Annotated in this window: 22 protein-coding genes; 10 read left to right on the forward strand and 12 right to left on the reverse strand. The window is 58.3% G+C overall.

From position 1 onward, the window contains the following. Positions 1 to 29 precede the first annotated feature (29 nt). Entirely contained in the window at positions 30 to 788 is a 759-nt protein-coding gene (locus MDHKLMBL_RS03810) for an START domain-containing protein (RefSeq protein ID WP_104270165.1), read from the reverse strand. A 137-nt stretch (positions 789 to 925) separates the two neighbouring features. Between MDHKLMBL_RS03810 and MDHKLMBL_RS03815 the strand changes: the two genes are divergently transcribed. Continuing rightward, positions 926 to 1,933 carry a DUF2804 domain-containing protein gene (locus MDHKLMBL_RS03815; protein ID WP_008176303.1) on the forward strand — a complete coding sequence of 336 codons (1,008 nt, stop codon included), beginning with the start codon at positions 926 to 928 and terminating at the stop codon, positions 1,931 to 1,933. Between the two features lie 41 nt (positions 1,934 to 1,974). On the opposite strand, the gene minE is transcribed toward MDHKLMBL_RS03815, so the two are convergent. From minE to MDHKLMBL_RS03840, 5 genes are all read right to left on the reverse strand, one after another. Then, positions 1,975 to 2,226 (reverse strand): cell division topological specificity factor MinE, encoded by a 252-nt coding sequence (gene minE, locus MDHKLMBL_RS03820; RefSeq protein ID WP_008176301.1) that lies wholly within the window; start codon positions 2,224 to 2,226, stop codon positions 1,975 to 1,977. A 3-nt stretch (positions 2,227 to 2,229) separates the two neighbouring features. After that, positions 2,230 to 3,042, reverse strand: coding sequence for a septum site-determining protein MinD (gene minD / locus MDHKLMBL_RS03825; RefSeq protein WP_008176299.1), 813 nt, complete (start codon positions 3,040 to 3,042; stop codon positions 2,230 to 2,232). Between the two features lie 77 nt (positions 3,043 to 3,119). Next, entirely contained in the window at positions 3,120 to 3,881 is a 762-nt protein-coding gene (minC, locus tag MDHKLMBL_RS03830; protein ID WP_008176297.1) for a septum site-determining protein MinC, read from the reverse strand. Next, the gene (locus MDHKLMBL_RS03835; RefSeq protein WP_014576244.1) at positions 3,878 to 4,267 is read right to left on the reverse strand and encodes a HopJ type III effector protein; all 390 of its coding nucleotides are present in this window, start codon (positions 4,265 to 4,267) and stop codon (positions 3,878 to 3,880) included. Before MDHKLMBL_RS03835 ends, minC begins: the two co-directional genes overlap by 4 nt. Beyond that, entirely contained in the window at positions 4,267 to 4,545 is a 279-nt protein-coding gene (locus MDHKLMBL_RS03840; protein ID WP_014576245.1) for a DUF1244 domain-containing protein, read from the reverse strand. Before MDHKLMBL_RS03840 ends, MDHKLMBL_RS03835 begins: the two co-directional genes overlap by 1 nt. 115 nt (positions 4,546 to 4,660) lie before the next feature. Here MDHKLMBL_RS03840 and dinB point away from each other — a divergent pair, with 115 nt between their 5' ends. Beyond that, the gene (gene dinB / locus MDHKLMBL_RS03845; protein ID WP_092030294.1) at positions 4,661 to 5,725 is read left to right on the forward strand and encodes a DNA polymerase IV; all 1,065 of its coding nucleotides are present in this window, start codon (positions 4,661 to 4,663) and stop codon (positions 5,723 to 5,725) included. Here dinB and MDHKLMBL_RS03850 read toward each other — a convergent pair. Together MDHKLMBL_RS03850 and MDHKLMBL_RS03855 are read right to left on the reverse strand one after the other, a co-directional pair. Further along, the gene (locus tag MDHKLMBL_RS03850; RefSeq protein WP_104270166.1) at positions 5,722 to 6,270 is read right to left on the reverse strand and encodes a phosphatase PAP2 family protein; all 549 of its coding nucleotides are present in this window, start codon (positions 6,268 to 6,270) and stop codon (positions 5,722 to 5,724) included. The two genes, dinB and MDHKLMBL_RS03850, sit on opposite strands and share 4 nt — an antisense overlap. Next, positions 6,236 to 7,444 carry a glycosyltransferase family 4 protein gene (locus tag MDHKLMBL_RS03855; RefSeq protein ID WP_008176287.1) on the reverse strand — a complete coding sequence of 403 codons (1,209 nt, stop codon included), beginning with the start codon at positions 7,442 to 7,444 and terminating at the stop codon, positions 6,236 to 6,238. Before MDHKLMBL_RS03855 ends, MDHKLMBL_RS03850 begins: the two co-directional genes overlap by 35 nt. A gap of 126 nt (positions 7,445 to 7,570) precedes the next feature. Here MDHKLMBL_RS03855 and MDHKLMBL_RS03860 point away from each other — a divergent pair, with 126 nt between their 5' ends. The 4 genes from MDHKLMBL_RS03860 to MDHKLMBL_RS03875 all read left to right on the forward strand — a co-directional run bounded on the left by MDHKLMBL_RS03860 (position 7,571) and on the right by MDHKLMBL_RS03875 (position 11,966). After that, positions 7,571 to 8,608 carry an NADP(H)-dependent aldo-keto reductase gene (locus MDHKLMBL_RS03860; RefSeq protein ID WP_104270167.1) on the forward strand — a complete coding sequence of 346 codons (1,038 nt, stop codon included), beginning with the start codon at positions 7,571 to 7,573 and terminating at the stop codon, positions 8,606 to 8,608. A 226-nt stretch (positions 8,609 to 8,834) separates the two neighbouring features. Continuing rightward, the gene (locus MDHKLMBL_RS03865) at positions 8,835 to 9,158 is read left to right on the forward strand and encodes a hypothetical protein (protein ID WP_008176283.1); all 324 of its coding nucleotides are present in this window, start codon (positions 8,835 to 8,837) and stop codon (positions 9,156 to 9,158) included. A gap of 127 nt (positions 9,159 to 9,285) precedes the next feature. Then, on the forward strand, positions 9,286 to 11,496 hold the full coding sequence (locus MDHKLMBL_RS03870; protein WP_104270168.1) for an acetyl-CoA hydrolase/transferase C-terminal domain-containing protein: 2,211 nt from the start codon (positions 9,286 to 9,288) through the stop codon (positions 11,494 to 11,496). Next, positions 11,496 to 11,966: an FKBP-type peptidyl-prolyl cis-trans isomerase gene (locus tag MDHKLMBL_RS03875; protein ID WP_008176279.1), complete on the forward strand. Its 471-nt coding sequence runs from the start codon at positions 11,496 to 11,498 to the stop codon at positions 11,964 to 11,966. The genes MDHKLMBL_RS03870 and MDHKLMBL_RS03875 overlap by 1 nt, the downstream gene beginning before the upstream one ends. On the opposite strand, the gene MDHKLMBL_RS03880 is transcribed toward MDHKLMBL_RS03875, so the two are convergent. Next, positions 11,884 to 12,744 (reverse strand): lysophospholipid acyltransferase family protein, encoded by an 861-nt coding sequence (locus tag MDHKLMBL_RS03880; RefSeq protein WP_075267665.1) that lies wholly within the window; start codon positions 12,742 to 12,744, stop codon positions 11,884 to 11,886. The two genes, MDHKLMBL_RS03875 and MDHKLMBL_RS03880, sit on opposite strands and share 83 nt — an antisense overlap. 17 nt (positions 12,745 to 12,761) lie before the next feature. Further along, positions 12,762 to 13,430, reverse strand: a complete 669-nt coding sequence (locus tag MDHKLMBL_RS03885) for a GNAT family N-acetyltransferase (protein WP_482805319.1) — start codon at positions 13,428 to 13,430, stop codon at positions 12,762 to 12,764. A gap of 339 nt (positions 13,431 to 13,769) precedes the next feature. Between MDHKLMBL_RS03885 and MDHKLMBL_RS03890 the strand changes: the two genes are divergently transcribed. The 3 genes from MDHKLMBL_RS03890 (at position 13,770) to glpK (ending at position 17,888) form a co-directional block, all read left to right on the forward strand. After that, the gene (locus tag MDHKLMBL_RS03890) at positions 13,770 to 14,507 is read left to right on the forward strand and encodes a response regulator (RefSeq protein ID WP_014576254.1); all 738 of its coding nucleotides are present in this window, start codon (positions 13,770 to 13,772) and stop codon (positions 14,505 to 14,507) included. 22 nt (positions 14,508 to 14,529) lie between these two features. Next, entirely contained in the window at positions 14,530 to 16,149 is a 1,620-nt protein-coding gene (locus MDHKLMBL_RS03895; protein WP_227507729.1) for an ATP-binding protein, read from the forward strand. Positions 16,150 to 16,406: 257 nt separating this feature from the next. Continuing rightward, a complete protein-coding gene (gene glpK, locus MDHKLMBL_RS03900) occupies positions 16,407 to 17,888 on the forward strand; it encodes a glycerol kinase GlpK (protein WP_008176268.1) in 1,482 nt (493 codons plus the stop codon). A 9-nt stretch (positions 17,889 to 17,897) separates the two neighbouring features. On the opposite strand, the gene MDHKLMBL_RS03905 is transcribed toward glpK, so the two are convergent. Next, positions 17,898 to 18,971 (reverse strand): ABC transporter ATP-binding protein, encoded by a 1,074-nt coding sequence (locus MDHKLMBL_RS03905; RefSeq protein WP_008176266.1) that lies wholly within the window; start codon positions 18,969 to 18,971, stop codon positions 17,898 to 17,900. Positions 18,972 to 18,975: 4 nt separating this feature from the next. Further along, entirely contained in the window at positions 18,976 to 19,890 is a 915-nt protein-coding gene (argF, locus tag MDHKLMBL_RS03910; RefSeq protein ID WP_008176263.1) for an ornithine carbamoyltransferase, read from the reverse strand. A gap of 238 nt (positions 19,891 to 20,128) precedes the next feature. Here argF and grxD point away from each other — a divergent pair, with 238 nt between their 5' ends. Continuing rightward, positions 20,129 to 20,455, forward strand: coding sequence for a Grx4 family monothiol glutaredoxin (grxD, locus tag MDHKLMBL_RS03915; protein WP_008176261.1), 327 nt, complete (start codon positions 20,129 to 20,131; stop codon positions 20,453 to 20,455). Positions 20,456 to 20,463 lie beyond the last annotated feature (8 nt).

The raw sequence follows: 20,463 nt of genomic DNA on the forward strand, positions 1-20,463 counted from the left end.
ATAAAGCTTAGCGCGTGATACTCCGCGCGTCATCCCTTACTGTGCGCCGGGACTAAGGGTTTGTTCATGCGAAGGCCGGTCAGTTGGCCCTGCTCGTCATAAACTAGCTGGTACCCCTGGTACTTTTTACTGTTGGCAACGCGTTCCAGCGCTTCCATCGACCTCACGGGAATATCCACCAGCAGGGAGTTCACCAGCCAGCCGGGTAGCGCTCCGTTGGGGTCCGTGTGCTGGACCCACACCATCCGGGTGCTCTCCCCCTCTGGTGTGAACCGGTACAGGGTGTCCGAGCGATCGACTCTCACCCGGCTGCTGTTTTCCGCCCGCTGATCGGGCATGGCGTTCAGATCCATGACGATCTCACCGGAGGCCTGATCACCCCGTGTGCGTATGCGCAGGACATAGTCGCGGTCAGTAACCGGCCAGGGCATGTCATTCACGGAATAGGCAAAGCGATCTTGAAACACGCCATTGCCAAACGCATAGGATTCGGTGCAGTTGTGCACCCACTCGACGCAGGAACCGGGGTTGGCCATCACAGCCATCAGGTTTTCGATAGGCGCGTCGAGCACCGCCACGGCCTTGAAGGCCTTGAAGCTGGAGCCTGGCTGCTCGATGGTATAGACCCGGATGTGATCGGCTTCCTTGCGTAGCGTCCACGCCTCGTCGCTTTCACTGGGCAGTTCAGCACGGGCACTGGCGGCAACGGCAAACACCAGCAACGCACAGACCAGCCCACTGAGCACCGAGGCCCAGCCCGTAATGCCATGGGCTATGCTCTTTCTCATAGGGTACACTTCCTTGCAGATGGTGGGCCGAGTCTAGCATGGGGCTTTTGCCGGCATGGCCACGGAAACAGTGGATTGTGAACCAGGTAGCGACCTGTTGATTTGGTAACCGAAATTGGCCCGATCTGACGACGACTATGACCATTAAGAAACTTATCAACGGCAAAGGGCAGGTGATTCCGGGACTGTTGGATGAACCGGTAGAAGAGATCAACTATCTGGACTATGACCTGCGTACGGTGATGGACCGCCCGCGTTCAAAGCTGGCAAGACGCTGGCGGTTCAACCAGTTCCAGTTTGTCAGCGCCATGGGCCCGGGTTGGGTGTTTGGTCTGGCGGTGGTGGATCTGAAACTGCTGGGCAGCGGATTCTTCTATCTCTATGACTTCGAGACTGGCCAGATGTTGGAGCAGTCTTTCCTTCAGCCATTGGCCCGGCAAACCTGCATTGAGCCCCGGCCAGAGGAAGGGGTGACAAGGTTCAGCAAGGGCGACGTAGCCGTGCGAATTGCGCCTTCCGCGGATGGCCGGACAATTACGGTCTCGGCCCCGGGAGGTATCCGTATTGAACTGACGCTTTCAGAGGATCGGGACCCGCTCCGGCTGGTATGCCCGGCCGGCTACAATGGCTGGGTATTTACCCGCAAGTCGGCAGGCTTGCCGGTGGAAGGGGAAGTGCGCTGGGATCATCGTATCTGGCGCTGCGACGAGCAGACTCGGGGATCCATCGATTGGAGCTGTGGCTTCATGCGCCGAGAAACAGCCTGGAACTGGGCCTGCCTGGCTGGCCAGCTTGCGGATGGCCGGTCCGTGGGGTTGAACCTTGCCGCAGGGGTCAATGAGACGGGAATGACAGAAAATGCGCTCTGGCTGGATGGTGTCTGCCACAAACTGGGCGCGGCAAGGTTCCGTTTTGATCGCTATCAACCAGGCGGCGACTGGCATGTGAGCACGGAGGATGGTCGGGTCGATCTGCACTTTGTCCCCGCTGGTGTGCGCAAGGAAAAACTGGACGCCTGGGTACTGGCATCCAACTTCCGGCAGTACGTGGGCTCGTTCAGTGGAACGGTGACGGATGAGGCTGGCGGAAAAATTGAGGTTAAAGGTCTGCGGGGCCTGATGGAAGACCACTTTGCGAGGTGGTAAGAAATGGCCTGTCCCACCCGGGACAGGCCAGATAAAGCGGGTTATCGCTCCGGTAGCGTGACGTTCAGCTCCAGTACCGAGCAGCTCTCGTTGCGGTCTACCTCAACCTGAACCATGTCGTCGCTGATCTGAACGTACTTGCGAATGACTTCCAGCAGCTCCTGCTGCAGTTGGGGCAGGTAGTCCGGCTGATCACGCTGGCCCCGCTCGTGAGCCACGATAATCTGGAGGCGCTCTTTGGCCACGCTGGCGGTGTTCTTCTTTTTACCCTTGAAGTAATCGAGGAAACTCATCCCTTAGCCCCCCTTGAACATCCGTGAGAAGAAACCCTTCTTCTGGGACGTCATGAAACGGTGTTCCCGTTCCTCTCCCAGAAGGCGTGCAACCGCATCATCGTAGGCCTGGCCGGCATCGCTGTCCTCTTCGAGGATAACCGGCAAACCCTGGTTTGAAGCGTTCAGAACAATCTGGCTTTCCGGAATGACGCCCAGCAGAGGGATCGCGAGGATTTCCTCTACGTCCGCCACGGACAGCATCTCGCCCTTTTCGACACGGGACGGGTTGTAACGGGTCAGGAGCAGGTGTTCCTTGACCGGATCCTGCCCCATTTCGGCTCGACGGGATTTGCTCTGCAGAATGCCCAGAATGCGGTCGGAATCCCGCACCGAAGATACTTCGGGATTGGTAACCACAATCGCCTCATCAGCGTAATACAGCGCCATCAGGGCGCCATGCTCAATGCCGGCAGGAGAGTCGCAGACGATGTAATCGAAGGTCTCGGAAAGCTCGTTGATGACTTTCTCGACGCCATCTTTGGTCAGTGCTTCCTTTTCCCGGGTCTGGGAGGCCGGAAGGATGTACAGGGTATCGACCCGCTTGTCGCGGATCAGCGCCTGGTTCAGGGAGGCTTCGCCCTGGATCACGTTTACGAAGTCGTACACCACGCGACGCTCGCAGTTCATGATCAGGTCCAGGTTACGCAGGCCCACGTCAAAATCGATGACTACTGTCTTGTGGCCTCGCTTGGCAAGGCCGGTGCTGATCGAGGCGCTGGTGGTGGTTTTGCCAACGCCGCCCTTTCCTGAGGTAACGACAATAATTCTAGCCAAGGTTCTGTTCCTGTTTCTCGGTGGATTCGTCGTGTCTGCCGAATTATCCGGTCAAGTTATTGTATTCAGCTCCAAAATCAGGCCTTGTCCAGTGGCGTTACCACCAGCAGGTCGTCCCTGAGCTGGATTTGCACAGCGCTTTTCCAGCCATTGTCCTGAAGATCTTCGGAGATTTTATAGTGTCCCGCGATGGACACAAGCTCCGCTTCCAGGGATTGACAGAAAACCCGTGCGGATTCTGCGCCATGGATGCCGGCCAGTGCCCGGCCCCGAAGCGGGCCGTAAACATGGATGTTGCCCGCCGCGAGCACTTCGGCTCCGGCCTGCACCGGCGCCAGGATAACCAGGTCACCTTCCGGTGCGTGGATCTGTTGGCCGGAGCGGACCGGCTGGGAGATGATTTTGGCCGGAGGTGGGTCACCAGCAGCGCTTGTCGAGGCTGCAACAACTGCCGCTTCCGCTTCGTCCGCGGCCGCCTGTTCGGCTTCATGGGTGCGATCCCGCTGGCCGTTACCCGGCAGCAGCGCCAGTGCGGCGCCCCGGGCCAGGCGGCGCTGGTCGTCGGTGCCACCGCGAACGCCAATCACATGGATGTGGTTACGCCGGCAGGTGCCGATCATCTTGAAAAAATCCAGTTCACTGTCCAGTCCCTGGTATTTCTCAAGGCTGATGATCAGCGGAATATCCTTGAAGAACCCGGGTGCCTGGCTGATCTTGTCTCGCAGTACTTCTTCAAATTCGCTGTCGTCAAAATAATAGAGCTCCAGGGCTGTCATGGACACGCTGGCGCTTTTTAGCTGAAAACCCTGTTTTACCCCGGAGGTGGCGGTATCGCTCATGAAGGAGTCTCTTCCCTGGTCATGTTGTCGGTTGGGTTCGGGCGCTGCCGCAGTGGCACGCCTTCGAAGCGGATGCCTGACCATCCTGTACTGATAAACTGGCGGATGTTGCCATGGCTCTCGCCGGTCGGATCGTCCAGAACCTGCTGGTAGTGCTCGGCAAACAGCTTGAGCGTGTCCACTTCGCTCAGATTGCAGTACTGGCCCAGACCAAAGATCCGGCAGGAGCCGGCATTCTCGCCTTCTGCGTTTACCAGCGGGCCATTGCGGAAGCCGCAGGGCTGGTACTCGAAGTGCTGTTCAATCAGGGCCAGGGAATCTTTGAAACTGGCGTGGCCAGCGTCAAGGGATGCCAGGTGAATCCTTACGGCATCGTTGACGCTCATTATTTGTGTTCCTGCTTGGGGCCTGTCTGATAGAGCGCCTTCCAGTCCTCGTACGGCATTCCGTAGATTTCTTCACGGGCCTGGGGATCTGAAATCTCGAAACCACGCTCATTCGCCTCTGCCAGGTACCACTTGGACAGACAGTTGCGGCAGAAGCCCGCCAGGTTCATCAAGTCGATATTCTGAACGTCGGTGTTTTCGCGCAAATGCCTGACCAGTTTACGGAAGGCTGCGGCTTCAATTTCGGTGCGTTCTGCTTCAGGAATCGGGTTGCTCATGATGGCCTCGCAATGGTTGATGCGCCGGTTGTTGGGGTTCCTGACATTCTCTGCATGTTAGCTTAAGATACAAGGCTGTATAAATGTACAGAAAGTCGACGCGAGCCCTCTGATTATGCCACAACGCAAGATCATCCATGTGGATTGTGACTGCTTCTACGCGGCCGTGGAGATGCGGGACGATCCCAGCCTACGGGATGTGCCGCTGGCGGTGGGTGGCGATGGCGGTCGGGGCGTGGTGACTACCTGCAATTACAAGGCCCGGGCGTACGGTGTGCGGTCGGCGATGCCCGGCAGCGAAGCGCGACGGCTCTGCCCGGGGCTGGTGACGGTGCCAACAGATATGGGCCGGTATCGGGCGGTCTCACAGCAGGTGATGGCTATCCTGCGGGAACTGACAGACCTGGTGGAACCGCTCTCTCTGGACGAGGCCTTTCTGGACGTCTCCGATGTGACCGATCACAAGGGCAGTGCCACGCTTATGGCTCGCCACCTTCGGGAGAGGGTGCGCCAGGAAGTCGGTATCACTATTTCCGCCGGCGTGGCGCCCAATAAATTTCTCGCAAAGATTGCCAGTGACTGGGAAAAGCCGGACGGGCTGTTCGTGATTCGCCCTGAGGACGTTGGGAGTTTCGTGCAGGCGTTGCCTGTCGAAAAACTGTTCGGAGTGGGGCAGGTGACCGCCTCGAAACTGCATGCTCTGGGGGTCAAGACCTGCGGCGACATGCAGGCGCTCGGGCCCGATGTATTGATTGATCGGTTCGGCAAGCAGGGCTATCGACTCCACGAGATGGCCCACGGCCGGGATGAGCGGGCGGTGGTGGTATCGCGGATTGCCAAGTCGGTAAGCGTGGAACGAACGTTTTCCCAGGATTTGCCAGATATGGCCGCCTGCCAGACCGTCATGGCCTCACTGGTTGCGGATCTCAACCTTCGCCTGTCGCGCAAGGCCCGCCGAAAACCGATCCACAAACTCTTCATCAAGATCCGCTACAGTGATTTTTCAACCCATACCCTTGAGCGGGTTCGTGAGCAGGTCAAAGAGCCGGCTCTGGATGATTATCTGCCACTGCTGGCTGAGCTGGTCACTAACCGGGAGCGGCCGGTGCGGCTGCTGGGTCTTGGTGTGCGTTTCCGCAATGATGATGCGCCGGTTACCCAGTTGCGTCTGTTCGATTAGAAGTGCAGCCAGCTCATGGCCGCGTAACCCATCAGGCCACCGATCAGGGCGCCGGCAGCGACATCGCTGGGGTAGTGCAGGCCGAGCACCACCCTCGATGCCGCCACACTCAACGTAAACGGAAGCACGATGAGAGCCAGCGCCGGTTCCGCCACGGTCAGCATGACCTGAAAGCAGGCAGCGTGCAGCGTGTGGCCGGACGGGAAGCTGTAGCGGTCCAGGGGCGGTGTGCCGCAGTTGATGGCGGGAAAGGATATAAATGGACGTTCACGGATGAGCCAGCGCTTCAGTAACTTGTAACTGAGGGTGCAGGTGAGGCCGGTCAACGCCATAAGCAGTGCCAGCCCTGGCCCGGATTCCGGTCGGAGAAAGGGGATGAACAGAATCAGTGCGTACCAGAACCAGCCGTCGCTGAGTCGGCTGACCAGTCGGAAATACCCGAGGGCGGGCCGGAACTGAACAGCGCGGTTAATAGACTGGCAGAAAGCGACTTCCCGCTGGTCTGCCAGTTCAAAGAAGCGAGATGCTTTGCTTGTTGATGGCATGGTATCCGGCCTTTGCGGTTTGGTTGAAAACCAGTTGTTCAAATTGTTCGATCTGCGAGTTCCAGTTCTGTTCCAGAGCGTCCAGCCTTGCCTGGGCCCTGATCCGGTTCAGCAAGGTTGGTTGATCGGCCAGGCGGAGAGCGCTGTCGACGTATGCTTCATCCTCGTCCAGAGGCACCTTCATGCCGTTTTCTTCGTGGCGTATGTGTTCGGCTGCGGCGGCGTCGTCAAAGCTGACGACGCCCAGTCCGCTGGCCATTGCCTCCAGCACCACGTTGCCGAAGGTGTCGGTTTTGCTCGGAAACAGGAAGAGGTCGCCTGAGGCGAAATGGCGTGCCAGGTCGTCGCCCCGGCGGGTGCCGCAGAACACGTAATCGGGGTGGCGTTCAGCCAGCTGGCGCCGTAGCGGGCCGTCGCCAACCAGTATGAACCTGGCCTGGGGGTGAAGGCCGCGAATACGTTCGAAGCAGGCAACCGCCATCCGAAGGTTCTTTTCCGGTGCAAGCCGGCCGACATACAGAATGGCGCGGTCATTGGCCTGTAAGCCCCAGGATTCCCGCAGTGCGCTGTCTCGCTTGTGGGGAGTAAAGCGATGACAGTCCACGCCCCGACTCCAGAGGCCGGTCGCCGGAATACCCATGGCGCGGGTTGTCTGCTGCATTTTTCGAGTCGGCACCAGGGTGATGGCCGTGCGGTTGTGGAACCATCGACCGTAGAGGCACAGCAGCCTCTCCAGCATGCCGACGCCATAATAACGGCTGTAACTGTGAAAATTTGTGTGGAAGCCCGAGCTGACCGGAATCCCTATCTGCCTTGCGGCTGTGGTCGCCGCAACGCCCAACGGGCCCTGAGTGGCAACGTAGACGGCATCGGGGCGGTCAGTGGTCAGGAGCTTTTTCAGATGGCCGGTTCGGGCGAGGCCAAAGCGCAGGTCGGCGTACCCGGGTAGCGGCAATCCGGTCACCACATGTTCACGGGAGAAGAGTGCCTCGCCAGCACTGGCAAAGTGGCCTTTGCGCTCATGCTGCTGTCGCGGCCGTATAACCGTTACCCGGTGCCCACGTTGCATCAGCCCCTGGCAAAGCTGCCTGAGCGTGTTTGCCACGCCATTGATTTCCGGCGGAAAAGTCTCCGAAACAATGGTAATGTGTTGTGAGCGCCGGTTGGCCTGCATGGTCTCGGTCACGGTGTTTCCTGTGCTTCCTTTGACATGCCCCTACTATGAAAAGCCGGCATGACAGTTATGCGACACTCCCGTGACATTCCCTTTACCCGTTAACCGAACCGAATCGGAGACGATATGCAAACGCGAAAGCTTGGAAAGACCGATCTCGACGTTACCCTGATTTGCCTGGGCACCATGACCTGGGGGGAGCAGAACACCGAAAAGGAAGCATTTGAACAGCTGGATTACGCAGTCGCCGAGGGTATCAACTTTATTGATGCCGCAGAGATGTACCCTGTGCCGCCCCGGGCGGAAACCCAGGGGCTGACCGAGACCTACCTGGGAAACTGGCTTGCAAGCAGGGGCAACCGCAACGAACTGGTAATTGCGTCGAAAGTGGCGGGACCGGGCAACGGACTGAAGTACCTGCGTAATGGTCCGCGCCTGACCCGGGATCATATTATGGAAGCCTGCGACGCCAACCTGAAACGCCTGCAGACCGACTACATTGATCTGTACCAGGTGCACTGGCCGGATCGCAGCACGAACTTTTTCGGCAAGCTCGGTTACGAGCACAACCCGGAAGAATCTTTCACGCCGATCGAGGAAACACTCGAAGCGCTGAATGATCTGGTTCGGTCCGGGAAGGTCCGGCACATCGGACTGTCCAATGAGACGCCCTGGGGCACCATGGAGTACCTTCGTCTGTCCGGCGAGAAAGGCTGGCCGAGAGTGGCCAGTATCCAGAATCCCTACAACCTCCTGAATCGTTCATTTGAGGTGGGGATGGCGGAAATTGCCCACCGGGAACAGGCCGGTTTGCTCGCCTACTCACCGCTGGCTTTTGGCATGCTCTCCGGCAAATATCTGGGCGGCAAGTGGCCTGAAAAAGCCAGAATGACCCTGTATGAGCGTTTCAGTCGCTACACCGGCAGTCGTGGCATGGATGCCACCCAGGCCTATGTTGAGCTGGCTCGGCAGAACGGATTGTCTCCGGTCCAGATGGCGCTGGCTTACGTGAACAGCCGTAGCTTTGTGACCAGCAATATCATCGGAGCAACATCCATGGAGCAGCTGCGGGAAAACATAGGGTCCGCAAAGGTCACCCTGAGCCCCGAGGTACTGGAAGCGATAGAGGCCATTCATCAGGAATTCACCTACCCCTGCCCCTGAGCCCGCCGGCTTGGTTGGCTTGAACCCCCGGCTGAGAGGCGCTGGCCGGGGGTGCTGTTACAGTCTGAAATATCGGGGATCATAAATTGACAAAAAGATGCTGATGCCGTGACAAAAAGTCGGCGTCTTTGTGTGCAGATTCACATTTTTCCGGCTCTTAATCATTAGACTTAAGCCTAAGGTATCCGTAGACTCCCGTGTCGGAAAAAAGGTCTCAGGCAGTGTCATGATTATTCGAATCTTTGTTGCGTTACTCGCTCTCAATCTTGTTGCTTTCGTCGTTCGCGCCGAAGCATCCGAGCGCGTCTTCGAACAGGTCGAAAGCAAGACAGCCAGCGAGCAGATTTTCGAAATCCAGGAACGGGTTTCCGGTGATTTTGACGAGGACAGTTCCGATGCGTTTGCCGAAATCGGTTCCCGCCTGCTGAGCCTTACCTTCACCCGTTCGAAGCACTCCGGCAAGCATTATGCGTCAGATCCGGCCCAGGCCGACCATGGCATTGCGCTCCTGAACGAGGGTGCCTGCCTGAACCTGAAGTGGAACTTCTGAACCCCGCAATTCCCCGCACCCGGCAGTATCATCAAACCCCAGAATCATGATCTGGCGCATTGTCTGTGCCCGATGCTCGTGTGATCATCTCCGTTAACATGCTGATTAGCCAATAAGGAGCTTGGTAATGGCGGGTGATAGAGGGCAGTTATCAAATGATGTGAACGCCTGTGTTGACGAGGTGATTCGCCGGGTTGGCAAGGAGATTACTCTCGGTTTGCCGCTCGGGCTCGGAAAACCGGTTCGCTTTGTTAATGCGCTATACCAGCGGGCGAAAGACGATCCGGAAATCAGCCTGCACATTGTTACGGCACTGTCGCTGCTGGCGCCAAAGGGCGGCTCCTCGCTGGAAAAGCGTTTCATGGGGCCTTTTGTTGAGCGCCTCTATGGCCGGATTCCTGAACTGGCCTATGCCAAGGATGTATCGGCAAACCGTCTTCCTGAGAATGTTCAGGTCTCGGAGTTTTTCTTCAAAGCCGGCAGTTATCTGAACAATCGTTCCCAGCAGCGGCATTACGTGTGTACCAACTATACTCATGCCGTTCGCGATCTGATGGCGGTGGGTGTCAATGTCGTCGCCCAGATGGTGTCGCCGGGCGAGGCCCATGGGCAGCCCGGCCAGGTCAGTCTGAGCTGCAACCCGGATCTGACGCTGGACCTGATTCCCCTGCTCCGTGAGCGCGAGGCGGCTGGCACGCCGGTGGCGCTGGTGGCCGAGATGAACCAGAACCTTCCCTGGTTTGGCCATCATGCGGCGATTGAAGCAGACCGGTTCGATGTCTTGCTTGATCAGCCTTCGGGAGACTATCCGCTGTTCTCAGCGCCCCAGATGTCGGTCAGCCCGGAAGACCACCTGATCGGATTCTACGCCAGTACCCTCCTGAAGGACGGCGGTACGCTCCAGGTTGGCATCGGCTCACTGGGCGCGGCCCTGGTCCACAGTGCCATTCTCAGACACAGTCACAATAAGGCCTGGCGGCAGGTGTTTGACCATCTCCAGGTTGATCAGCATTTCCCCGTCGTTCGCGAGGACGGTGGCACCGGCCCCTTCGAGGAGGGGCTTTATGGCTGTAGTGAAATGATGGTGGATGGTTTCCTGTACCTGATGCAGGAAGGCATCCTTACCCGCGAGGTATACGATCACGCCGGTCTGCAGACATTGATCAATCGCGGTGATATTCCCAGCGAAGTGTCTCTCGCAACCCTCGATGTCCTGCGGCGCGAAAAGCTTATTGATAGCCCGTTGCGGGCAAAGGATGTTCATTGGCTGGTCCAGCACGGCATCTTTAAAGAAGCTGTCGAGTTCAAGGGCGGCCGTTTACGTATTGGTGATCAGTCGGTCGAGGGTGATCTGGACAATCCGGAGGCCCGGCAGGCCATCCAAACCCTCATCCTCGGGGAACGGCTGACTGGCGGTATCGCCATGCACGGCGGTTTTTACGTTGGTCCCGAGCAGTTTTACCAGTACCTCAGGGAAATGACCGACGAGCAGCGTGCAAAAATCTGCATGACCAGCGTGAACTTCATCAACCACCTGTATGACCACCGGTTCGGAGACCAGAAGCTGAAAGCGGCGCAGCGCGTTCATGGCCGGTTCATCAATTCGGCTATGATGTACACCCTCAACGGTGCTGGCGTATCGGATGGTCTTGAAGATGGTCGTGTGGTCAGTGGCGTCGGTGGCCAGTACAACTTCGTTGCCATGGCTCACGAGCTGCCGGGCGCACGTTCGATCCTGTCGCTGCGCAGCACCCGGTCATCCCAGGGCAAGGTACTGTCCAATATCGTGTTCAATTATGGTCATTGCACCATACCCCGCCATCTGCGGGACATAGTCATTACCGAGTACGGGATTGCCGATCTGAGAGGGCAGTCCGACGAGCAGGTCTTCCTGAGGCTGATCCGCATTGCCGACTCCCGGTTCCAGCAGGAGCTTCTGAAAAAAGCCCAGAAGGCGGGCAAGGTGGATCCTGCGTTCAAGCTGCCTGCCGACTGGTGTAACAATACCCCGCAAGCCATCCGTCGTGCCGTTGCGGCTGCGGGAGATGCCAGCCTGTTCCCTCCGTTCCCGTTTGGCAGGGACTTTACCGATGAGGAGCTGACGTTGGGGAAAGCCCTTAAGGGGCTCAAGGCCGCAACGGCCACTCGCCGTGGTAAACTGTCGACTCTGTTACAGGCCCTCCGGGCCCGGGATGACGAAGGCCGTTACGGGTCCCTGCTTGAGCGCATGGGCCTGAGTAACCCTTCAGGATTGCGGGACAAGCTGGATCAGCGACTGGTTATTCATGGCCTGCAACAGCTCGAAACACCACCGGATACAGGAAACTCGAAAACCTGATGACAGCTTCACAAGCAAGACCCGACGTTTTTACCGTTCACTATGTTTTGAAGAACAAGATCGGCGAGCTGGTTGATACTTCCGAAGGCAGTGAGCCCCTGCACTTCGTCTATGGCAGTCCCGAGATTATTGAAGGGATCCAACAGGCGGTGAAAGACCGCAACGTGGGCGATTGCCTGGAGGTAACGGTGCCGCCGGCCATGGCGTACGGTGAGCACAAGCCCGAGCTGGTGCGCAAGGTGCCACGTTCACTGTTCGAAGGCATCGAGAACCTGCAGATTGGCATGAAGTTCCAGACCAACACGGGCGATGAAGCGCAGATCGTGCAGGTTGTCGGGATTGATGGCAACCTGGTTAAGGTGGACGCCAATCACCCATTGGCGGGCTTTACCCTGTACTTTGATCTGGAGATCGTTGGCCGCCGTGAAGCGACGGAAGATGAGGTAGCCCAGGGTCGTCCCCTGTTCTGAGGCACTCGGTTGCCGGTCTGTCGTATTCACCACGGTATATTCGGGTCAGTCCTTCCAGAACGGTCTCTCTCAGGCTGGCGGCGAACTCTCCGGCCGGTATCTTTTCCGACGGGTGTAAAGGTTCGTGGAAGACTACGTCGACCCGGGCAGAAGGCTGGGCTAGCATCCGCAACAAATGGTGGTGGAACTCATCATCCTCAATGAAGGGAGCCAGATGGTCGGGTCGGCCTTCCCGGCGATAGGCAATGGTGATCGGCTGTACCGGCGTTCTGCTCTCTGGAGCGGCCTTGAGCAACAGGCCATGGAACGGCAATACCGTCAGACCTGCGCTGGTGGTTCCTTCCGGGTAGACCAGGACATTCTCTTCAGCCTGCAAGTTCTCAATAATCTGGTCCCGAACGCGGCGGGCCTGACCGCCTCCCCGCCGGATGAAAAGCGTGCCGGCCTGTCGTGCCAGCCAGCCTATGACCGGCCATTGGCCAACCTCGGCTTTCGACAGGAACCGGATCGGTGCCAGGCTCCCCAGAATCGGAATATCTGACCAACTGATGTGGTTGCTGACGAACAGAACGGTATCGTCTGAGGGTGAGCCATGCTGGTGTATACGCAGTCCCAGGCACCGGCAGGCCCACCGGAAACAGAATCTGGCCCAGGGTGTCCGATCGATGGCTTTGCGGGTAACCACTTCACTGACCCTCAAACCGGCGGCCAGCATCGTGGTGGCTGCCAGAAAAGCCATAAAGGCAGTGATCCGAACGCAGAGTCTCAGCCAGCTCATCTCACAGACTCCCGTCTTCAGGATGCCGAGCGCATGAAGTGCCGGCTGTAGCGGCCGGCCAGTTTGCTGACCTCCAGCACAACCAACAGGTCGGCACAGCGAAAATCCGGATCCCAGCAGGGCTCACCGCAGACACGGGCACCAAGACGCATGTAGGCTCGGATCAGCGCAGGAACGTCCACCGGTCGATCGCTGTCCCGGGTGTGGGTCAGATGCGGCATCGCGCGAAGTGGCTTTACCAGAAAGGCCGGATCGGCCAGGTACTCGTTCTGGAGGTGGCGGGCGATGCGCCAGGCTTTCAGGCCTCCGTCAGACATGCCGATGCTCGCGCAGCCAATCATGTAGTCAACACCGCGCTCAACCAGATATTCGGCCACTGCCGACCAGAGCAGGCTGATGGTCGCGCCATTGCGATAATCCGGGTGAACACAAGTGCGCCCCAGCTCGGCTATGGTGCCAGGGAGTCTCTCCAGGGCGCTCAGGTCGAACTCCCCGGCCGAATAAAAGCCGCCAACGGCTGCCGTGTCTGCCTGATGCAGGATTCGCGTGGTCGCTACCAGCTCGCCGGAATCCAGGTCGGTTACGACCAGGTGGTCACACACGGTGTCGAACTCGTCGGCGTCGATGCCTGGCGTCTGTGCGCCCAGGTCGCTGCCATACTCTTCCGAAAACACCCGGTAACGCAGTCGCTGGGCTGCTTCGACCTGTCTGGGTCACCGGGTCATGTCGGTTTTCAGGCGACGGGCGCTGCGGCGGGCTTTCGCGGTTTGTGTGGTCATGGCGTCGTCTCTTTTGTTTCCATTTCCCGACAAGCCTATGAAGCCGGTATGACACATCGGTGACCACCAGGTGACGTGTCTGTGACATCGGGGTCCGATTGGAGGTTACGGGAGCTCTGTCACAGGGTGTAACGAAGCAGTAGTTCCATGTATATTTCTGAATAGCATGTATAATTGCCGTTACAGCAGGTTGCCTGTATCGTCAGGTACACAGAATGACCTGAAACCGGAATAACAAAACCAGAGATGGATGGCGTGGAACAGACAAACGAAAGTTGGCGAATTCTGATTGTCGAGGACGACGAGCGGTTGGCGGAGTTAACCCGCGAATACCTTGAAAGCAACGGGTTGACCGTCTCCCTGGAAACTCATGGTGGTGCCGCGGTAGAGCGGATCCGTAACGAGCAGCCGGATCTGGTGGTTCTGGATCTCATGTTGCCTGGCGAGGATGGGCTCTCCATTTGCCGTCGGGTGCGCCCCTTCTTTTCCGGTCCGATCATCATGTTGACTGCCCGAACCGACGATCTGGACCAGGTCCTGGGTCTGGAAATGGGTGCCGATGACTATATTGGCAAACCGGTCAAACCCCGGGTGCTGCTGGCGCGTATTCGCGCGATGCTGCGTCGGGTGACCGAAACCGGCTCGGGGTCGGCGGACGAGGCAGGGGGCGAAGAACCGGTGCGCCTCCAGTTCAATGATCTGGTTGTCGACCGCTCCATGCGGGAGGCCTGGCTGAGTGAAGAAAGCATCGATCTGACCAGCGCCGAATTTGATTTGCTCTGGTTGCTCGCCAGCAACGCGGGCCGCGTGCTTAGCCGGGAAGAAATCTTCACCGCCTTGCGTGGTATTGAATATGATGGTCAGGATCGATCCATTGATGTTCGCGTTTCCCGGATTCGACCCAAGATTGGCGATGACCCCATCCATCCGCGACGCATCAAGACCGTTCGTAGTAAAGGCTACCTGTTCGTAAAGGAAGCCTGACGATTCAGTCTCTGGAGCCGGTGTGCCATTCGCCCGCATACCGGTGTTCCATGCCAGGGTTGGTACCATGCCCCTGAAGTTCTTCCTCAAGCTTTATGCCCGCCTTGCCGGCCTGACCGCGCTGGTTGTTTTTTTATGTGTCCTGCTGTTCACCGGGATCAACTCGGTGCGCTCCCAATTCTGGCATGAACGCTTCCCCGAGCCACTGATGCGCTGGCTGGCTGCGGCCCCGGCACCATTACAGCAATACCACTGGCTGAGTTCGGCGGTTGATCTTCGCATGGGGGCTGCTTCCCGTTTCAACCTGTCACCGGTGGCTCTGGAGCGACTTGGCTACGGCCAGGTGGTTGGCATCGACAGTGACGTAGGGTATCGGGTTCTGGTAACCGGACTGAGCGGAGAAATCCTGCAGCTGCGTCTGAACGAGCCCTACCGGGATGTGTCAGAAACCATTGGGTTGATTTTCCGGTGGCATCTTGATTCAGCCTCTGCGGATGACCGTCTCAATGTTGCCTCGCAAATGGCCCGTTCTCTCAATGTCGAAGTGCAGACCCTGGACGACGCCGACCTGCTGCCGGACTCTGACGTTCTGGACCAGGTCGCCGAGCGGGGCCTTGCCTTCTACACCGACGAATCAGACGGTTGCGGACGGGTGATCGTTCAGCTATCCGACGGTGAGTTGTACCGGATTGACATGCCCGCGGGGTTTGATCCCTGGGCCTGGCCGGTTGTCCTGCTGCTGGTCCTGGTGCTTGGCGGGGTTTTGGCCGTTGCCGTTTTCCTCGCGCTCCGGGAAGTGGACAGTAATCTCAGAACCGTTGAGTCGGTAGCGGTTCGAATCGCACGTGGAGAAATGAGCGCCCGGGTCCAGGCGGGCGAGGGAACGCTGGTAACCCGCCTGGCCTCGTCATTCAACGGTATGGCCGAACACATACAGCGCCTGGTGCAGGTGCAGCGGGAAATGATTCACGCGGTTTCGCACGAATTGCGCACTCCCGTGGCCCGTATCCGCTTTGGCGTCCAAATGATCGAGGACTGCCAGGACGAGTCTGCCCTGCAAAGGCAACTGGACGGTATTGATGGCGATATCCAGGAACTGGACGAGCTGATTGATGAGATCCTGACCTATGCGCGGCTGGAGCAGGGCGGCCCGGTTTTCTCGCTGCAGGAAACCTCGGTAACCGACATTGTCCGCCAGGTGGTCTCTGAGCAGCAGATGGTCCGGCCCGAGCTGAGTATCGAAGGCAACATTGATGAGGTCTCGGAACGTTGGGCGCTGTCGGATATTGAGCCTCGCTACCTGCATCGGGCGATCCAGAATCTGGTAGGCAACGCAGGACGCTACGCGGCTGGCAAGGTGCTGGTCAGCTGTCATTTCGATGAGGACAACTGTCGCGTTGACGTTGAAGACGATGGCCCCGGCATTCCAGAGGAAGACTGGGAGAAAGTGTTTACTGCGTTTGCCCGACTGGACGACAGCCGTACCCGAACCTCCGGCGGCTACGGCCTGGGTTTGTCTATTGTTCGCCGGATTCTCTACTGGCACGGAGGGCACGCCTTCGTCAGCAGGAGCGACACGCTTGGCGGTGCAAAATTCAGCCTGGTCTGGCCCAGAAAAAAACCGGTGGACTCCATTGTGTGAGCCAGACCCCATCGCCTCACCTGATGTAACAAAGCAGCTACACAAGCACTACTGAAGTTTTTGGCGGGCCGGTCAATACTGCAAAGCGTAAGGGATGACTTTTGAGGTTGTAGTTCTTACGAACTTTCCTTGTTTCATTCGTCATTTGAGGGCCGGTTTTCCGGCCCTTTTTTTATGCCTGCTCCCAAATTCCATATCGGTCACCCTTTCCCGTCTGCTCTGCTGTTAGAATTCCGGGAAACAAAAGGAGGCCGTCCATGACCCGTTATCTGCTTGCCATCGACCAGGGCACAACCAGTTCCCGTGCTATTGTTTTTGATCAAACGGGCAACAGCGTTGCAACCGATCAGCAGGAATTTCACCAGTATTTCCCGAAAGATGGCTGGGTGGAGCACGATGCTCGGGAAATCTGGGACAGCACTCTGGCGGTGTGTCGCGGCGCGCTCGACAAAGCGGGTATCGACGCCTCGGAGCTGGCGGGTATTGGTATCACCAATCAGCGGGAAACCACGGTGATTTGGGACCGGGCAACCGGCGAGCCGATCTACCACGCTATTGTCTGGCAGGACCGTCGAACCGCGTCCTGGTGTACCAAGCTGAAATCAGACGGCCATGAGGACACGGTTGTTGAACGAACCGGGCTGCTAATTGATCCCTACTTTTCGGCCACCAAGATAGCCTGGATTCTCGATAACGTGGAGGGCGCCCGCGCCCGGGCCGAATCCGGTGCACTGGCTTTTGGAACGGTGGACAGTTGGCTGCTCTGGAACCTGACGAACGGAAAATCCCACTGCACCGATGCCACCAATGCCTCGAGAACGGCTCTTTTCAATATTCACAAGCAGGACTGGGACGACGATCTTCTGGCCCTGTTTCGCGTGCCGCGGGCCTTGCTGCCGGAAGTACTCGATAGCGCCGCAGACTATGGCACCGCCGAAGTACAGTGGTTGGGCGCGCCAGTTATGATTGCCGGCATTGCAGGGGATCAGCACGCGGCTCTCGTGGGGCAGGCCTGCTTTTACCCGGGCATGGCCAAGAGCACTTACGGCACCGGCTGTTTTCTCATGCTCAATACGGGCGATAAGGCCGTTCGGTCCGAAAATCGGTTGCTGACCACCATGGCCTATCGGCTAAACGGCAAGCCCTGTTACGCGGTAGAAGGAAGTATTTTTGTTGCCGGTGCTGCCATGCAGTGGTTGAGGGACGGGCTCAAGCTGATTGCCCACGCCAATGAATCTTCCGCCCATGCGGAGGCGGTCGGAGTCGACAATCCGGTTTACCTGGTTCCGGCGTTTACCGGCCTGGGAGCCCCTCATTGGGATCCTCATGCTCGCGGCGCCATCATGGGCCTGACGCGGGATACGGGCATTGGCGAGATCGTTACCGCCGGCCTGCAGTCGGTCTGCTATCAGACCAAGGACCTGGTGCGGGCGATCCAGAACGACGGCGCCCGACTTGAATCGCTGCGCGTGGATGGCGGTATGGTGGTGAACGACTGGGTGATGAAGTTCCTGGCCGACATACTGAATGTCACCGTTGACCGGCCCCGGGTTACAGAGACAACCGCTCTCGGAGCTGCCTACCTTGCGGGACTACAGACAGGTATTTTTGACAACCTTGAGCAGATCTCCGCGCTCTGGGAATGCGAGCGGCAGTTCCATCCGGAAATGCGCCCGGCTTTGCGAGAATCTCTCTACGCTGGCTGGCTGGATGCTGTCGAGCGCGTCTGCAACAACTGAATCTCTCAATCAGCTGGTGCGTTCGAAGGCAATCAGGTGATCCGCCTCGACACGCACCGGCACATGCTCACCCAGGTTGAAATCCAGGTGACTGCGGAACAGGGCTTCGAACTCTGTGTCTTCGGAACACCGGAAACGGTAGAGCGTGGAAGTGCCGGCAAAGGTTTTCTCAACCACCTTGGGCTGCAGATCCGAGTCGGGGTCATGAACGATGTCATCGGGCCGGATCAGAACGTCTACCAGGGTGCCGGGTTCCCATTTGTAGGCCCGGTTGCCGTGGATCACGCCGAGCTCGGATTCAATAGTATCCGGCCCCAGGGCGGTGCCGGGGACGAATCCGCCCTGACCCACGAAGCTGGCAACGAAACGATTTGCCGGTTCATGGTAGAGGTTGTAGGGCACGTCCCACTGCTGGATCCTGCCGTCCCGCAACACAGCGACCTGATCGCACATGGCGAAGGCTTCCTGCTGGTCGTGGGTAACCAGAATGGCGCTGATGCCGAGCGTCTTCAGGATTTCGCGAACATCCAGGCTCAGCCGACGGCGCAGATCCGCGTCCAGATTGGAAAACGGCTCATCCAGCAAAATCAGCGTGGGCTCGGGTGCCAGGGCGCGGGCCAGGGCAACGCGCTGCTGCTGGCCGCCAGACAGTTCATGGGGATAGTTGTCGGCCAGATCCTGCAGATGCACGACATTCAGTAGTTCCATGACCTTCTGCCGTTTCTCTGCCTTGTTCAGATTCCGCAGACCGAACCCCACGTTGTCAGCGATAGTCAGGTGCGGAAACAGGGCGTAATCCTGGAACACCATGCCGATCCGACGCTTTTCCGGGGGCAGGGTGCGTCCGGGCAGGCTGATGGCCTGGGACTGCAGCGAAATCTCGCCACCACTCAGTGGAAGAAAACCGGCGAGGGCGCGCAGTATGGTACTTTTGCCGCAGCCGCTCGGGCCAAGCAGGCAGCCGATGTCGCCATGGCTCAGGGCAAAGCTGACATCCTTGACCACAGAATCCCCGCCGTAGCCGCAGGACAGGTTATTGACCTCGAGCAGCCAGTCTGCCGGAGATTGTGCGGTTGTGCTCATGGAATCAGTCCAGCCGGTTCAGGATGAGAAATTCGAGCAGTGCCTTCTGGGCGTGCAGGCGGTTCTCGGCCTCGTCCCAGACCACGGAGGCAGGATGCTCCATCATGTCCGCCGATATTTCCTCACCACGGTGAGCCGGGAGGCAATGCATGAACAGCACATCCTTATCGGCCACAGAGAGCAGCCCGGGATTGATCTGATAGCCACTGAACGCCCTTTCACGGGCTTTCTGCTCGTCTTCCTGGCCCATGGAAGCCCAGACGTCGGTCACCAGGAGCTGGGCGTTTCGGGCCGCCTCGGCCGGCTCCCGGAACACCTTGACCCGGTCTTCGTGGCCCTTGAGCATTGATTCTGCCGGCTCGTAGCCCTCAGGACAGGCGATGTTCAGGTTGAAATCGAACTGTGCGGCGGCATTGATGTAGGAGTGGCACATGTTGTTGCCATCGCCGATCCAGGCAACGGTAGCGCCGCGAATACTGCCGCGGTGTTCCCGGAATGTTTGCATATCGGCCAGCAATTGGCATGGGTGAAAGTCATCGGTCAGCGCATTGATCACCGGCACCCGTGATGCAGCCGCGAAGCGCTCCACGGTTTCATGGGCAAAGGTGCGGATCATCACCGCATCAACCATGCTGGAGATAACGATAGCCGAGTCTTCTATCGGCTCGCCCCGGCCAAGCTGGGTATCCCGTGGCGACAGGAACATTGCGGAGCCGCCGAGCTGGGTCATGCCGGCTTCAAAAGAAACCCGGGTTCGCGTTGATGATTTTTCGAAGATCATCGCAAGGACACGGTTCTTGAGGGAGTCCCGAACCTTCCCTTGCCGCCACTCGTTGCGCAATGCTGTGGCATGATCAACCAGGCTTTCCAGCTCGTTGGTTGTCATGTCATTCAATGTCAGAAAATGTCGTGCCGCCATGCAATGGCCCTTATCTCACCGAACCCCGCTGCTGGCGGGATTGCCTGAACGTTGGCTGAAAAAATGGGGCATCAAGTCTAGCCCTTCGGAGCAGGTATGACAACGCTGTGGCCGGGCTGGAACTGCCGGTGTTGCTCGAGGTCAAATCAAGGTGTTTGGTGAGGTGTTCGGCACCCGTGTACAATAGCGTCAAGAAAATTGCCGTGTGGCAAGACTGTTCCAACAGAGGTGAATGTTCATGGATATCAATGAAACCATTAAGAGCCAGCTTGAAGAGAATCCGATCATCCTGTACATGAAGGGCAGCCCACAGGCACCCCAGTGTGGCTTCTCGGCCAAAACCGTACAGGCGGTAATGGCCTGCGGCGAACGCTTTGCCTTCGTCAATATTCTGGATAACCAGGAGCTTCGTGAAGCCCTGAAGGTTTACTCCAGCTGGCCCACGTATCCCCAGCTGTACATCAATGGTGAGCTCGTTGGCGGATGTGACATTGTTCTCGAAATGTCCGAGAGCGGTGAGCTGGCCAAACTTGTCAAAGAGGCGGCGAAGCAGGCAGAAGCCTGATCACTGCC

The sequence above is a fragment of the Marinobacter flavimaris genome, assembly GCF_002933295.1.
GTDB classification, from domain to species: Bacteria; Pseudomonadota; Gammaproteobacteria; order Pseudomonadales; family Oleiphilaceae; genus Marinobacter; species Marinobacter flavimaris.

Bases quoted from the DNA above. Each gene is read 5' to 3' on its own strand.
- MDHKLMBL_RS03810 (WP_104270165.1), bottom strand. From the start codon at position 788: ATGAGAAAGAGCATAGCCCATGGCATTACGGGCTGGGCCTCGGTGCTC.
- MDHKLMBL_RS03815 (WP_008176303.1), top strand. From the start codon at position 926: ATGACCATTAAGAAACTTATCAACGGCAAAGGGCAGGTGATTCCGGGA.
- minE (WP_008176301.1), bottom strand. From the start codon at position 2,226: ATGAGTTTCCTCGATTACTTCAAGGGTAAAAAGAAGAACACCGCCAGC.
- minC (WP_008176297.1), bottom strand. From the start codon at position 3,881: ATGAGCGATACCGCCACCTCCGGGGTAAAACAGGGTTTTCAGCTAAAA.
- MDHKLMBL_RS03835 (WP_014576244.1), bottom strand. From the start codon at position 4,267: ATGAGCGTCAACGATGCCGTAAGGATTCACCTGGCATCCCTTGACGCT.
- MDHKLMBL_RS03840 (WP_014576245.1), bottom strand. From the start codon at position 4,545: ATGAGCAACCCGATTCCTGAAGCAGAACGCACCGAAATTGAAGCCGCA.
- dinB (WP_092030294.1), top strand. From the start codon at position 4,661: ATGCCACAACGCAAGATCATCCATGTGGATTGTGACTGCTTCTACGCG.
- MDHKLMBL_RS03850 (WP_104270166.1), bottom strand. From the start codon at position 6,270: ATGCCATCAACAAGCAAAGCATCTCGCTTCTTTGAACTGGCAGACCAG.
- MDHKLMBL_RS03855 (WP_008176287.1), bottom strand. From the start codon at position 7,444: ATGCAGGCCAACCGGCGCTCACAACACATTACCATTGTTTCGGAGACT.
- MDHKLMBL_RS03860 (WP_104270167.1), top strand. From the start codon at position 7,571: ATGCAAACGCGAAAGCTTGGAAAGACCGATCTCGACGTTACCCTGATT.
- MDHKLMBL_RS03865 (WP_008176283.1), top strand. From the start codon at position 8,835: ATGATTATTCGAATCTTTGTTGCGTTACTCGCTCTCAATCTTGTTGCT.
- MDHKLMBL_RS03870 (WP_104270168.1), top strand. From the start codon at position 9,286: ATGGCGGGTGATAGAGGGCAGTTATCAAATGATGTGAACGCCTGTGTT.
- MDHKLMBL_RS03875 (WP_008176279.1), top strand. From the start codon at position 11,496: ATGACAGCTTCACAAGCAAGACCCGACGTTTTTACCGTTCACTATGTT.
- MDHKLMBL_RS03880 (WP_075267665.1), bottom strand. From the start codon at position 12,744: ATGAGCTGGCTGAGACTCTGCGTTCGGATCACTGCCTTTATGGCTTTT.
- MDHKLMBL_RS03890 (WP_014576254.1), top strand. From the start codon at position 13,770: ATGGATGGCGTGGAACAGACAAACGAAAGTTGGCGAATTCTGATTGTC.
- glpK (WP_008176268.1), top strand. From the start codon at position 16,407: ATGACCCGTTATCTGCTTGCCATCGACCAGGGCACAACCAGTTCCCGT.
- MDHKLMBL_RS03905 (WP_008176266.1), bottom strand. From the start codon at position 18,971: ATGAGCACAACCGCACAATCTCCGGCAGACTGGCTGCTCGAGGTCAAT.
- argF (WP_008176263.1), bottom strand. From the start codon at position 19,890: ATGGCGGCACGACATTTTCTGACATTGAATGACATGACAACCAACGAG.
- grxD (WP_008176261.1), top strand. From the start codon at position 20,129: ATGGATATCAATGAAACCATTAAGAGCCAGCTTGAAGAGAATCCGATC.